General features: G+C 62.6%; 12 protein-coding genes. 2 read left to right on the top strand and 10 right to left on the bottom strand.

The window, feature by feature from the left end:
• Positions 1-12: 12 nt before the first annotated feature.
• From ACV1FX_RS06570 to ACV1FX_RS06540, 7 genes are all read right to left on the bottom strand, one after another.
• Positions 13-1410, bottom strand: a complete 1398-nt coding sequence (locus ACV1FX_RS06570) for an MFS transporter (protein WP_473116738.1) — start codon at positions 1408-1410, stop codon at positions 13-15.
• 385 nt (positions 1411-1795) lie between these two features.
• On the bottom strand, positions 1796-2257 hold the full coding sequence (locus tag ACV1FX_RS06565) for a hypothetical protein (protein ID WP_473116737.1): 462 nt from the start codon (positions 2255-2257) through the stop codon (positions 1796-1798).
• Complete coding sequence (locus ACV1FX_RS06560) at positions 2241-3155, bottom strand: DUF2950 domain-containing protein (RefSeq protein ID WP_473116736.1); 915 nt, start codon at positions 3153-3155, stop codon at positions 2241-2243. The genes ACV1FX_RS06565 and ACV1FX_RS06560 overlap by 17 nt, the downstream gene beginning before the upstream one ends.
• Entirely contained in the window at positions 3152-4828 is a 1677-nt protein-coding gene (locus ACV1FX_RS06555; protein WP_473116735.1) for a DUF3300 domain-containing protein, read from the bottom strand. Before ACV1FX_RS06555 ends, ACV1FX_RS06560 begins: the two co-directional genes overlap by 4 nt.
• Positions 4829-4957: 129 nt before the next feature.
• On the bottom strand, positions 4958-6850 hold the full coding sequence (locus tag ACV1FX_RS06550; protein WP_473116734.1) for a sensor histidine kinase: 1893 nt from the start codon (positions 6848-6850) through the stop codon (positions 4958-4960).
• 94 nt (positions 6851-6944) lie between these two features.
• Positions 6945-8177: an HlyD family secretion protein gene (locus ACV1FX_RS06545; protein ID WP_473116733.1), complete on the bottom strand. Its 1233-nt coding sequence runs from the start codon at positions 8175-8177 to the stop codon at positions 6945-6947.
• A complete protein-coding gene (locus tag ACV1FX_RS06540) occupies positions 8170-8604 on the bottom strand; it encodes a hypothetical protein (protein ID WP_473116841.1) in 435 nt (144 codons plus the stop codon). The genes ACV1FX_RS06545 and ACV1FX_RS06540 overlap by 8 nt, the downstream gene beginning before the upstream one ends.
• A 182-nt stretch (positions 8605-8786) precedes the next feature.
• Here ACV1FX_RS06540 and ACV1FX_RS06535 point away from each other — a divergent pair, with 182 nt between their 5' ends.
• Entirely contained in the window at positions 8787-9242 is a 456-nt protein-coding gene (locus ACV1FX_RS06535; protein ID WP_449377312.1) for a hypothetical protein, read from the top strand.
• Positions 9243-9286: 44 nt separating this feature from the next.
• Positions 9287-10090 (top strand): polyphosphate kinase 2, encoded by an 804-nt coding sequence (gene ppk2 / locus ACV1FX_RS06530; protein ID WP_473116732.1) that lies wholly within the window; start codon positions 9287-9289, stop codon positions 10088-10090.
• Between the two features lie 51 nt (positions 10091-10141).
• On the opposite strand, the gene ACV1FX_RS06525 is transcribed toward ppk2, so the two are convergent.
• The 3 genes from ACV1FX_RS06525 to ACV1FX_RS06515 form a co-directional block, all read right to left on the bottom strand.
• On the bottom strand, positions 10142-10675 hold the full coding sequence (locus ACV1FX_RS06525; RefSeq protein WP_473116731.1) for a hypothetical protein: 534 nt from the start codon (positions 10673-10675) through the stop codon (positions 10142-10144).
• A 189-nt stretch (positions 10676-10864) separates the two neighbouring features.
• Complete coding sequence (locus ACV1FX_RS06520; RefSeq protein WP_473116730.1) at positions 10865-11299, bottom strand: hypothetical protein; 435 nt, start codon at positions 11297-11299, stop codon at positions 10865-10867.
• Positions 11300-11334: 35 nt separating this feature from the next.
• Entirely contained in the window at positions 11335-14088 is a 2754-nt protein-coding gene (locus ACV1FX_RS06515) for a decarboxylase (protein WP_473116729.1), read from the bottom strand.
• Positions 14089-14184: the final 96 nt, after the last annotated feature.

Below are 14184 nucleotides of genomic sequence, written 5' to 3'. Positions count from 1 at the left end.
CGAAGATCGCGATCATGCCGGTGAAATGGCAGCCCCGCTCGCAGTCTCCGCACGCTTGCGATCATAGTCTGCTCTTGGCATTGGAACAGCGCTCGGATTGCCAAGATCGTCGATGCTGATCCTGTATGTTTCCCTGGCAGTTGCGGCTGCAAGCGCCGCAATGACAGTGATGCCGAAGGCGATAGCGCCCACCGTCAGGGGGATGTTGGCCGAGCCGGGAGGTGCCACTGTCGCAAACAGAGCGGGAAGCAGCGCGGTGATGGTCGTTCCGATATTCTGCGAGATCGCCATCGCCGACACCCGGGTGCGCGTCGGAAACAGCTCGGGATAGAAACTCGGGAAGATCGCGTTGTAGCCCTGATAGACCACACCCCACATCAACAGCGACAACAGGATCGCCAATGGCACATTCTTGATGCTGATTGCATAGAGGTAGCCGAACGCGAGCAGACCGGAGCAGAGCGAGCCGATGATAATTGGAGGCTTACGGCCGACCTTGTCGGACAGGTTGCCGACGAAGGGAATGACGAACACGGCGAGCATGTTTCCGAGGACCGGAATCCAGAGGTAGACGTCCTTCGCAAAACCGATTCCGTAGGCGGATTGGACGGCATAGGCTGCGCCGAAGATCGTCGCGACCACCGGAATGACGTTCATCAGTGCCATGCAGATGACCCTGAGCATGTCCTTCCAGTTCAGCTTGATGGCCTGAATGATCGGCGCCCGCGGGGTCTCTCCGCGCTCACCCTCCTTGGCGAAAGCGGGGGTCTCGTCGACCTCGCGGCGGATGATGTAGCCCGCGACGATAACGAAGAAGCTGAGCAGGAAGGGAATCCGCCATCCCCAGCTATTGAAGGCCTCGGTGGGCATGTAGGCCGCGAGCGGCAGAAAGACCGCCGCCGCAAGGATCTGTCCCGCCTGCACGCCCTGAAGCGTGAAGCTCGCATAGAATCCGCGTCGCCCGAATGGCGCATGCTCGAGGATCATCGAGCTTGCGCCGGAGATCTCGCCGGCAACGGCAAAACCCTGCACGAGACGCAAGGTGACGAGCAGGATCGGCGCCCAGATGCCGACCTGCTGGTATGTCGGCAGGATGCCGACGGCCATCGTCGAGATGCCCATGAGGAACATGCAGACGATCAGAACCGTTTTCCGGCCGTGGGTATCGCCCCAGTGCCCGAGGACGAAGGCACCGATCGGCCGGGCCACATATCCGACGCCGTACGTTGCCAGCGATGCGACGATGGCAACCGTAGGATTGTCTGACGGGAAGAATATCTGCGGAAAGATCAGCGACGCCGCGGTCGCGTAGATGAAGAAGTCATAATATTCAAGCGCCGATCCAATCCAGCCGCTCGCAGCAGCCTTCTTGGATTGACCCATGTCGTGGATCGCGCGAGCCGTGGTCATGTGCAAGTTTCCTCCGACCTGTTTTGCTGGCGTCCCGTGAGCGGGCTTCATCGATGTGTTGGGCAGTCATGTCCGACCGCGCAGCGGCCTTTCGCGTGCGCTTGTCGACTGCCGGAACGTGTCTGGTTGAGGGCGACAATAGGCTTTCGGCGAACTAACACAATTACCCTGTTGTGCGATAAACCTAACATCATGTTATTCACGGGGGAGCCGCACATGATCGACGCGATCACGCCTCGCAACCGGCGGCGCGCGGATGGACGATTTGCGCGCGAATGCTCCCCGAAAGATCTGCGGCAGTGTCACGCGACCAGAGCCGCCTCCAACTTGGAGGCCAGCTTCGCATGCTCAAGGAAAGCCGGATGGGGACGTATTCAGCCCCGGCTCATTTCATGGAGATCGTGATCGCGCTGAGATTGGCGGCGACTTCCATGCCTGCCTTTGGACCTTGCAGCACGATCGTGACGCCCTTTTCGTTGCGCAGATGCACACCGTTGACACCACCGACCAGGGCAAAACCGCCGCCGACCGAGCTATAGGTGCCGGTGAAATCGCTAACCTCGCGGATGCCCGAAGCCCAGCCATCCAGGCGGCTGATCGTGGCGCCGGCCGTGATGCCAAGGCTCAGGCCGGACACGCTGAACGGATAGTTGCGGCCACGCCAGGTCAGCACGCCGCTGCCGGCGCCGCCGCCCACCAGCAATGCTGCTTTCGCGAACTTGACGCGAACGTGGCCGGCGGCCTGCGCGAACGAAGGCGTCACCGGAACCAGCAGGGCGAGCGACGTCATCACCGCCAGGCAGAATCCGAAGGAACGCCCCGCCACTCTCCTATTGTTTCGTGGCATCGACTTTCTTCCACGTCTGGTCCGGGTTGAACAGGATCATGCGGCTGGCAATATTTTCGGTGCGCGGCCCGAGATCCTTCTGGTAGACGGTGCCGCCGTGATTGACCACGAAGGTCATGACGCCGGAATTGCCGTACTCGGCGGGATAGGCGACGAGCGCATAGCCGCCGATCATCTTGCCCTTGACGACGTAATCGAGGGTGCCGCCGGGGGCGTTGGGCCCCTGCCCCTTGAGGATCCTGAAGTAGTACCCGTGATAGGGCGCACTTTGCCCTTCCATCTTGTAGCCCTCACGCGAGGCCTCCGCCGCAAATTCGCCGAGCGGACTCGGGTCATTATCGTCGCGCCAGAACAGCCCATCCTTCTTTCCGGGGGTCGAGACGATGCGTTGCGCATAGACGCCGACGCCTTCGCCGCGATCCTTCTCGGCGTAGTCATTCTGGGCATCGACATAGGCGAGCGCGGCCTGGATCGCATCGAGCTCATTGCGGCCGATGCGGCGATAGAGCACCTCGATCCGCCCCTCATCCACGTCGAATTCCCAGCCCTTTCTGGAGTTGACCAAAGGAATCGGGAACGGGAAATCATCCGGGCCTAGCATCAGCGTGGCCTTCTTGTTGCCCTCCGCCTTGATCGCATGCTTGGCGTCATACATCGACGTGAAGCGCTGACGAATGTCGCCGTCGGCAACCTCGTCACCGGACGAGACGATGTCGTCGGCGTTTCGGCCGAGCACTTTCAGGATATCGCCGGGCCCGCTCTTCACGGCCGCGGCGAGCGCAGCGGCTGCATCCTCCGGGGTCGGATAGGATTGCTGCGCTTGCGACGGCAAGCTGAACAGCACGAGCCCCATCATGGCCGGCAACACCGCGCGTTGAAGCGACTTCAGACCGATCATGGCATCACCTCCGCGGGAATTTTTGCGCCGTCGGCGAGCCAATCGCTGTAGGTACGGAATTTCAGACCAAGCCTTTCGTAGTAGACGCGTAGATACCCGTCACTGCCGCGGGTCACGGCGTCAGGCATCACGCGCTCGACCTCCTGTGCCATGACGCCGACATAGGCCTTATGGCTGCCGAGATAGCTGAAGCGGTAGTAGCCGAGGCCACTCGCGAGATGACCGAGCAGGACGATGTCGTGCTTCAGCGCGATATCCGAGCGCCGGCCACCGCCGCCGCCGCCGCGCCCACCTCCGCCAAAGCCTCCTCCGCCGCCGCCACGCATCGCCATTCCGCCACCACCGCCGCGCCCGGCAAAGCTCGCGCCACCGCCGCCGCGGGGCATGCTCGCCATGCTCGAGCGTCCGCGTGCCGACGCCGCGGCCGCGGCGCGGCCGGACGAGACGTTCATGGCGCCACCGCGATTGCCGCCACCACCACGGTTGGCATTGGCGGCGCGATTGCCGGTGCCAGCACCGCCGCGGTTGGCGGCCTTCGCGCGGTCGCCACCGCCCTTCGCACCAGCTCGGTCGCCACCGCCTTTGGCACGGTCCCCGCCACCCTTGGCGCGATCGCCAGCGCCGGCGCGATCTCCGCCGCGGTCACCTGCACGATCGCCGCCGCGATCTCCCGCTCGATCGCCTGCGCGGTCGCCCGCACGGTCTCCCGCGCCTGGCCGATCCTGTCCGGGCTTCAGCACCTGCTGACCGTCGCGGCCGCGAAAATCCATCCGGTCGGCAGCGCCGGCCTTGATGTTGTTGTTGCCGAAACGCTGCTGCACGTTCACGTTGTTATAGCGCACACCCTGGCGATGCGCCGGATTGTGCTGCCAGCCGTTTGCGATGTTGGTCGTCCGATGATTGACGTAGACGTTGCGATTGCCCCAGTTGAAGCCGCCGCCCCAGTAGTTGCCCCAGCGTCCGATCGCCCACGCCGTGCCGAAAGCGAGCCCCGCTGCGATCACGCCCGCGCCGATATAGGACGGATATCCAAAGTAGTACGGCGGATACTCGGCATAAGGCCACGCGCCGTAGACGGTCGCCGGCTCGTAATAGGGAACGTATATCGCACCTGCCTCGGCCGGCTCGATGACGATCACCTGCTTGTTGTCCTGAGTCTGGACGCTGACCTTCTGCTGCTTGGTCGTGACCAGCTTCTTGTTGTCATAGGCCTTGTTGCGCAGCCGCTGGACCGCATCCATCACGTCCGGCTGCTGCGCGAGAAAGGCGTCGCCGAGGCTCTTGGTCCAGTCGAGCTTGTCGCTCATCATGGCGAGAACATCCGCCGTGCTCGCGAGAGCCTTGATGCTGTCGTCCCACGATTGCTTCTCGACCTCCGCCTTCAGCGCATCGCCCTTCAGGCTCTTGCGCTCCTTCAGCCAGCGATCGGCCTGCACGACCTCCAGCGGATAGGTCGATGCCGCCAGCACGTTGGCGAGCAGTTCGTCCGGATAGAGCGCGATCGGCGCGACCAGCGCTTCGAGCTGCTCCGGCTTCAAAAGCTCCGCAGCCGGCGGCGCCTGGCTTGCCGGCTGCGCCGAGGTGCTCGGAGCGGCCGGTGTCTGCGCCGACACGGCGACGGGCATCGCCATCATCAGCGCAAGCGCGATCAACGTCTTGCCGGAGCGAAACATTCCACAACCTCCCTTGGCATTTCGGCAGGTAGCATCGGACCAGGACCGCAGTGTTCCTTTGATAGAGATCAAAGAATGCGTTTGCAGGGTTGCTGCGGCGCGAAACTTCGGCAACCGATCCGTTTCGGCCTAGCGCGTAAGCGGCAGCTTGATCGTAAGCAGCGCACCACCCGACAGCCTGTTCTCCGCAACGATCTGTCCGCGATGAGCCTCGATGATGGTTTTGGCAATGGCCAGCCCCATGCCCATGCCTTGCGGCTTGGTGGTGAAGAAGGGATTGAAGACGTTCTTGAGATCGCCGGCGGCTATGCCGGGTCCGCTGTCGCCGATCCTGATTTCTGCAAAGGAGCCGGACAGCGCCGTCGTCACGGTCACCTCGCGCATTTTCGCCTCCGCCTCCGAGATCGCGTCGATCGCATTGATGATCAGGTTGAGAATGACCTGCTGGAGCTGGACCGGATCGCCCCTGACGCGCAGCGCACTTGCGGCGGGCGTAAACTTCAGGGCGATCCTGTGCTGGTCGGTCACGGCGGTCAGGAACCCGATTGCCTCATCGACGGTTTCATTCAGGTCGATGTCCGCGATTTCGAACGGCGTCTTCTTCAACACGCTGCGCAGCCTGCGGATCACTTCGCTGGCCCGCTGATCGTCGCGCCTGATATCGGCGAGGATCTCCCTGATCTCGTCGAGATTGGGCGAAACCCCCTTCAGCATGAGCTCGGCGGTTTCGGCGTTGGTGAGGATCGAGCCGAGCGGCTGGTTCAATTCGTGAGCGATCGACGTGGTCAGCTCTCCGGCTGCCGCGTAGCGATTGACATGTGCGAGCTCCGCGAGGCGCTGCCGGGACTCGACCTCCGCAACGCGGCGACGCCAGCGTTCGTGAAGCAGTCCGCTGATCAGTCCGGCCTGCATCAGCATCACGGCCGCAATCAGCACCATCTGCCAACGGTAGACCTCCCATACGCTCGGCTCGCGAAACAAGATTTCGCTGCCGGGAGGCAGGTTGCTCTCGCTGATGCCCCAGCGCTGCATCTCACGCCAGTCATAGCGCGGCGGGGCAAACTGGATCGGCTCGATCTTGATGTTGCCGGGCTTTTCGCCACCGAGGATCTGCATGACGGCGCTGACGACACTTCGGCTGATTTCGGCCGTGGAGTGCATCGGACCGCCGACGGTCTGTCCGTCGAAGAATGCATCCTGATAGGAAAAGATCGGAGCATTTGCCACAGCGCGTAACTTGCGCAAGGCAGAATCGCCTTCATGCGTGATGCCTGCGCCATCGACCGACATCAGGCCAAAGAACAGGACGGCATGCGGCGGAAGCGCGGAGGCACGGTGGAGGATTTCCTGGAAGGAGAGTCCCGCGTACCAGTCAAAGGACACTTTGCTTTCGAACGGCGTCGCATCCTTCTTGACCTCGTCGAGCCAGAATTTCTCCAGCGGAGACGCGCCCAGCACAACAGCGATCTTCTGCGTATCCGGCAGGACATGAAGGATGCTGGCGAAAGTCGTCTTGAAATTGTTCTGGACCGACACGACGGTGTCGTTGTCAGTTAATCCGATGCGATCCACCAGACGCTGCTCAACCACGCTCAGAACCATCGGCGTGTCGGGGAAAAGCTGCTTGCGATACTTCTGGACAAATCGTGCCGCCGGCGCGCCGACGCTCACGACGATATCGGGCGGACAACTTTCATAGAGCGAGCGCAGATAGTCGACGAAGGGCTCTTCAGGACCTGGATTGTTGAACCGTGCCGTCAGGAGCGTGTGCTCCTGAATGTCCAGTGGCCAGGGCGAGCGTTGCTCGAGATCGGCCTTGATGGTGCGAGCGAATTCACTCCACGGACGAAACTCCCGTCCGAACGAATGCAACAGCAGCACGCGCTTGGGCTGGCCCTGATCGGCAGCGCTCGCCGGTCCGAGCCCGGCAAGGGCCAAGACCAGCACGCACAGACAGAGCCGTGCGACCGCCGCCGGCCAGCCCCGCCTGACCGCAGCAATGATCGGGATGCGCCCGCTCATCCTCTTCCTCAGCAGCTTCGATCGGCTGCACCTTCGCCTCATTCTAGCGCAAAACGGGCGACGGCCAACGGCTTTGCGGAAGCCTCCCTCGAGGTCAATGGCCGCTCAGCACCAGCGTCTTGATCGGCAGCAGCAGCGCCTGGATCCGCAACAGCAGCGCGTGAACGAGGCCGACGCCGTCGACGACGTGCAACGCAATGGCACGACCGGTGCTGGTATGTTCGGCGGAAATCTCCTCGTGATTGCTGGTATAGGCGTTGACGAGGCAGCTGCTACCGGGCGTCACGCCTTCGAGCCCGCCCTTGTAGAGCGGCTCCAGGAAGACGAGGATCGTACCGGGTTTTGGACCGTTCTGCGCCTCGAGCAGTTGCTGTCCGCCCTGGAACTGTCCTGCCGCAATGTAGTCCTGCACCGTGGTAACGACCATCGGGATGATGACCCAGGGCCTCGATATGCAGGTCGCTTCCGCCACCATGCCTTCCTTCATCACGCCCGCCTCGATCTGACCGAAGCCGGCCTGAAGCACCTTCCTGCCGGCGCCCTCCGGAATGAGCACGCCCGCCGGCCGCATCAGCTGGTTGACGACATCGCCGACGCGAAGCAGGAACTGCTCGACCCGGCCGTCGACCCCGGCTCGGACGATCGTCTTGTCGAGATCGACTTGGGCCTGCTCGAGGGCGGCTTGAGCGCTGGCCTTCTGAGCCGGCAAAAGTGTCGAGACCTGCAAGGCGGCCGACTCCTTCACGGCGGTCGCCGCATCGATCCCGGCCTGCCTTTGATCGACCAGCACCTGGAGCTTTTCGATGTCACGTTGCGGCACGATGCCAGGATTGCGACGCTGCAACTCGCTCTTGACGTCGAGCTCGTCCTTGGCCTGCTGCCAATTGGCCTTGGCTTCCTGGATCTGGGCTTCGGCCTTGACGACATCCGACTGCGCCGAGGCCATCGCCGCATCGACCTCGGCGACCTTCCGCCGCGCGGTCTCGTAAGCGGCCTGCTGCTTGGAGCTGTCCAGCGTGAACAGCACGTCGCCTTTCTTCACGTCCTGGCTGAAGCCGACCTTGACCTCGGCAACCCGCCCCGATCCCTCGGGCAGGATTGGCACGGTGCGGAAATAGAGCGTCGCAGAATCGGTCGCCGGATGGAAATAGAAGATCATGGTGATCAGCGACACCGTGAGCATCAGGCAACCCGTGATGCCCCATCGCAGCTCGTACCAGACGGAGAAGAACGTAATCTCCTTGCCGAAGCGCTTGCCCTGGACATAGCGGCGGTACAGATAGTCCGGCACGATGGTGAGGAGCGAACAGAACATGAGCTCAAACATGGCTGTGCTCCTTCTCCTTCGCGACACCGGCCTTGTCTGCCGGTGCCGGACTGACGGCGTCGCCGGCTTGTGAGGTCGATGTGGTCGCGCCGGCCTCTCCCGGCGTCGCATCGGCGATCTTTTCGACGGAGTCGGCGATGCTGCGCAGCGGTGTGCCGAAATCCGGGATGTCGATCAGCGCAAGCAACAGGCCCGCCACCCAGAAAATATGCATATGCGTGAACAGCGAGATCAGGCCGAGCACCGCGACAAATTCGAACTGCAGCTTCTGCGATTTGTGCGCCATCCGCTCGGGCAGGCTGTGCAGCTTCCAATAGAGCGTGCCGACCCAGAGCACGGTGCCAATCAGGAATATTCCCATCACCACCATCAACGGGTCGACCCCGCTTCCTGGCGCGAGATAGAACGGGAGATGGTGCGGAGCCATCGGATGAAGCTGATCGTTCAATGGTCTCTCCCTAGTCAGGAGCGAAAGTTGCACATCGCGTTGCGACCAGTCTGACTACCCCGGTGTGGGTTTTGCTTGATTTGAATCAAGAAATGGGTCGCCGCCGGGCCTAGCTTTCGGCAGACGCCGAACTGCAAACATTCAATCAGGAGCCGTCAGCCATGCCCGGCCTCGATGATCTCATTCCCAATGCCACGCAGATCCGGAAAGAAGCAGCCCTCAAGGAGGCCCAGAAGGCGGAAGAATATGCCCGCCTTGCCGCCGCCGCCGAAGCCGAAAAGCACGCCCTGATCGACCGGCTGAGCAAGCCGTCCGGCAAGACCGAGGAGGAGAAGATCAAGCTCGCCTCGACCATCATCCAGCGTGCAGTGCGAAATGGCCTGACCGAGGTCCAGGTCTATCGCTTCCCCAACACTCTGTGCACCGACAAGGGCCGCGCCATCAATCAGCGGGAAAAGGGCTGGGAGAACACGCTGACCGGCATTCCCAAGGAAATCTTCCAGCTCTGGACCGACCATTTGAAGCCGCGCGGCTATCGCATCGCCTACCAGATCATCGATTTTCCCGGCGGCGTCCCGGGCGATATCGGCGTCACCATCTCCTGGGGAGACGATTGACGGCCATTCGGCCGCGTCGGAGCTGAAACAGCGAAAGGACAGGCATGGCCAAGGATGACGAGTCCGACAAACGAATGAAGCGCAAGGAGTACGAGAAGGAGCTCGAAAAGCTTCAGGTCGATCTCTGCCATCTCCAGGACTATGTGAGGGAGAAGAAGCTGCGCGTGATCGTCCTCTTCGAGGGCCGGGATGCCGCGGGGAAAGGCGGCACCATCAAGGCGATCACCGAGAAGGTCAGCCCGCGCGTGTTTCGCGTCGTTGCCCTTCCCGCGCCGTCGGATCGTGAAAAGACCCAGCTCTTCTTCCAGCGCTACATGGAGCAGTTTCCCGCCGGCGGCGAGATCGTGATCTTCGACCGGAGCTGGTACAACCGCGCCGGCGTCGAATATGTGATGGGCTTCTGTACGCCCGCCGAGCACGATCGCTTTCTCGATCTCTGCCCCCAGATGGAGAAATACGTCATCGAAGGCGGCATCATCCTGGTCAAGATCTGGCTCGAGGTCGGGATGGACGAGCAGGAGCGCCGATTCAGGGCCCGCATCGATGATCCGGTGCGGCAGTGGAAGCTGAGCCCGATGGATCTGGAATCCTACCGGCGCTGGTACGACTACTCGCGGGCCCGCGACTTGATGCTCAGAAAGACCAGCACGAAGCATGCGCCCTGGCACATCATCCGCTCCGACGACAAGCGGCGGGCGCGGCTGAACTGCATCGCGCACCTGCTCAAGGCGATCCCTTATAGGCGCGTGAAGAAAGACAAGATCAGGCTGCCGCCCCGCTCCGACAAGGGGCGCTACAACGACCAGGCCAGCCTGCGCGGGCTGAAATTCGTCGAGGAGCGCTATTGAGATTGAGCGCATCAGGCCGCGCGCCGGCGGCCTGATGCGACCTTTCTTGCCTCAATAATTATAGGGATATTGCTGCGGGCAGACCCAACTGCCGTAGGAGTCCTGATAGCAGCCGTAGTTGTTGTAGTTGTTGTTGTAATAGCCGTAGGCACCGTACGCACCGGCCGCTGCGGCTCCAACGGCGGCGGCACCATAAGCTGGCCCGCGCCAGCCATAGCCATAGCCCGGACGATAACCGGGATAGCCCGCGATCGGACGCCCCGGATACCCTGGACGGCCGGCGATCGGACGGCCCGGACGACCGGCTATCGGATGGCTCGGACGCGCGCCTCCGGCGACGCGATAACCGCCACCGCTAATGCGTCCGGCGTGAACGGCACCGCCGCGGTACCCGCCGGCGGCGCGCATACCGCCACCATGAAAACCGCCTGCGCGCATGCCACCACCGCCGTGGAAACCACCGCCGCCACCGCGGAAGCCACCACCACCGCCGCCGCCGCCCCGGCGGGCGAAGGCATCGTCCGGAACGAGGCAGGTCGTGAGAAGAACGAGCGCCGCAAGAGCAGCGAGAAGATAACGAAGCATGGCGTGTCCTCCATTGATCGGGGTGCCGTCGTTCGCTCTTCGATGATGCCGCGCGACAAGCGACCAGCACCTGACGATACCGTCGGGCGCTGGTCGTGCCAGAACTTGACCTAGATCAACGGAACCGGAGCATTTGAACAAAACACAGTGTTCCGTCGGGCCGCGTGGATGCGGCCCGATCACCGAAGGCTATTTCAGCCGGATGGTAACTCCACCGACCGCAGCCGACACTTCGGCACCAACCTTCGGCCCGGAGAGTTGCAGGATCACGCCGTTGGCGTTTTGCAGCTGAACGGCACCGGCGCCCGCGGCAACCGCGCCTCCCGCTCCACCTGCCGCATATGAGCCCTCGATCGAAGCTGGCCCCTTGAGATTGAGAGCTCGTCCGACAAATTTCGTCGTCGAGGCGCCAATCGTGAAACCGACACTCATGCCCGACACCGTGAACGGATAGTGCTTGCCGCGCAAGGTCAGCACACCCTCGCCGCCGCCGACCCCGACGATCAGCCCGCCTTTGGTGAAGACGACTGCGACCTGGCCTGTCTCGGCTTGCGACGGCGTGCTGAAACCTGCAACGCCTGCAAGCAAGGCGACCAGAGCGGCGCGGATGGCAAATTTTCTCATGACTTTGGTTTCCCCTTTGGTTGACGTCGAACTATTCAAGAAGCGGCCTTCAGCTTCGGCTGCGCACCCGGCTTCGGCCTGCCGATCTTCGCCAGGGCTTCCGTGCGTACGAGCTTCAGCCCTTCCTTGGCGTCGTAGCCGTGGATCTCCTTCACATCGAGCTTGCGCATGAAGTCGATGGTCTCCTGCGTGATAACCTGTCCCGGCACCATGATCGGGAAGCCCGGCGGATACGGGATCACGAAGTTGGCCGAGACGAGCTCCGGCCCGGCCTTCAGCCGCCGGTCGATCTCGGGATCGTTGAGGCGGATGTGTTCGCAACCGGCCACGTCATAGGCGGCATAGAAGCCGCTGCGGATGTCGCCCTCGTTGGTCTTGGTGCCGGCATCGCCGCGGAAGCTCGGATGGAAATGCGAGAAGTTCGGCAAGTCGGGCACGTCCTTCATCAGGCTCGTCACCCGGGCCTCGAAGGCCTTCTTCCCGTTGGCGCCGCCCTGCGCAAGGCCGCGATCGACCTCGCCCGCAATCTCGGCGAGGACGCGGATGAGATGAGCGACGTCGCTGCGGGTGTTGTTGATGTTGGACTGGACAAGGACCGAGTTGCGCGAGGTCTTGTTGACCTGGATGTTGTACTCGTTGGCGAGGATGCCCTTGAACTGGGTGCCATCGTAGCCCGCCATGCCGCACACCAGCGTCATGCGGGTCGGATCGAGGCAGAACTCGTCCTCGTCCAGGCTCTTGAGCGTATTCACCCAGTTCACGCCGGCCGAAAGATAGTCTGTGAAGCCGCTCTGTCGGTATTGCGCCGGCACCATGACGTCAGCGCCGAGGATCCGGAAGTATTTTGAGATCAACGGATTGTTGTTGACCGCCTGGCGGATCGCGAACGCGATCTCCATCGCGTTGGCAACGAGGCCATAGCCCTCCAGCTCCATCTGCCGGCGCGAGATGTCGAGACTGGCAATGAGCTGCTGGTTCGGGCTGGTGGAAGCGTGCGTGAACACGGCCTCCTTGAACTGCTGCTCGACCGTGTGGAATTCGACATCCTTGACCGAGAGCATCGAGCCCTGCCTGATCGCCGACATCGACTTGTGGGTCGAGTTGGTTTGATAGACGCGCAGGCGTATCTGCCGCGGGTCAGGGATAAGCCGGGTCTTGAGCAGAACCTCTTCCGACGGGTTCTTGCCGAGCTCGGCCTGCTGCTTCTCATAGGCCGCGACCGACTTCGGATCACGCATCCACGCCTCGATCTCGTTGGCGGCACCCATCGCGGTACGCCGGCGCAGGAACGGCGAGAACCGCGCAAAGCCGAACCAGGCCTCGTCCCACAGGAAGATCAGGTCCGGCTTGATCGCGAGGCACTCCTCCATCACCCGGCGGGTGTTGTAGATGTGGCCGTCGAACGTGCAGTTGGTGAGATCGATCATCTTGACGCGGTCGAGCCGGCCGTCGGCCTTGGCCCCGAGTAGCGCCTGCTTGATCGTCTTCAGCGGCACCGCGCCGTACATCGAATATTCCGTCATCGGGAAAGCTTCGACATAGAGCGGCTGGGCGCCGGCCAGCACCATGCCGTAATGGTGCGACTTGTGGCAGTTGCGGTCGACGATCGCGATGTCGCCGGGCGCGAGCAGTGCCTGCACCGCCATCTTGTTCGAGGTCGAGGTACCGTTGGTGACGAAGAAGACGCGATCAGCTCCGAGCGCCCTCGCCGCCTTCTCCTGCGCCTTCTTGATGTTGCCGGTCGGCTCGAGCATGCTGTCGAGGCCGCCGGTGGTGGCGCTGCTCTCGGCCAGGAACAGGTTCGGGCCGTAGAACTCGCCCATGTCGCGAATCCAGTCGGACTTGAAGATGGATTTTCCACGGGCGATCGGCAATGCGTGGAACGTCCCGATCGGACGCTGGGCGTACTTCTTGAGATTGTCGAAGAACGGCGTGTCGTAACGATCCTGGATGCCCTCCAGGATCGACAGATGAAGCTCGAGAAGCTCCTCGACGGAGTAGAAGATGCGGCGAACCACGTTGGCCTCGGGATTGCCAGCCATTTCCTCCACGTCGCGGTTCGAGATCATGTAGAGATCGAGCTCGGGACGAACGCGTTTGATGATCTGGGCGAGCCGGAGCGCTGATGCATCGGTTTCGTCGTTGAGACCGGCAGTGCTCGTGATCGAGCGCAGCACAGGCGCATTGTGGCGCGAACGCAGGCCAAAGCCCTCGTTGATGATGACCGCCGCGATATTTGGATTGAGCATCGTCGCGCAGAAGGCGTCTTCAAGACTGCCGACGATGACCGGCTCATAGATGAACTGGTCGACCGGACGCCGCAGCTTGCGCCATTCCGCAACGAGCGCCGGCCAGTTGCCGGATGACACGCCGGTGACGATCAGGGTTTCGAAATAGGGCCGGCGCGCCGCATGGGCGCCGAAGGTCGGCGACACCAGCTCCGGAGCATCGCCATTGCCGTCCTCCTTCGCGCTCCAGTCGCCGGCATGCTGCCGGAACGATCGCGTGGCCAGCGCCTGTGTAATCCGCGTCGCAAGGGCCAGTGATGTTGCCGCATCGCCGCCAGAGGCAGCCTCTCGCAATGCCGCCATCAGTTGCAGGCCAGGATAGCCGTGAAACTCCTCGGTCACCGACAGATCGGCGAGCGCCGCATCGTATTTCGCACGATCACCGCCGCGGGCCCATGCCTTCGCGGCCTCCACCAGATCTCGCCAGTCATCTGCCCGCGCTCCAGGCCCGGAAAAGAACTGATCGATACGCTTCTGCGCGGGCTTCGTGTCCTTGGACATGACTGTCTCCCGATCCCTGAGGCATGGTGATACGAGATCGTGAGTTGGGGCGCGGCAGGCTCCATTGATCCAAGTCAACGGTCGCGCACGATGTCA

Source organism: Bradyrhizobium ingae, from assembly GCF_055791185.1.
The sequence above is the reverse complement of the archived record's forward strand: the minus strand, read 5'-3'. Positions and strand labels throughout refer to the sequence as shown.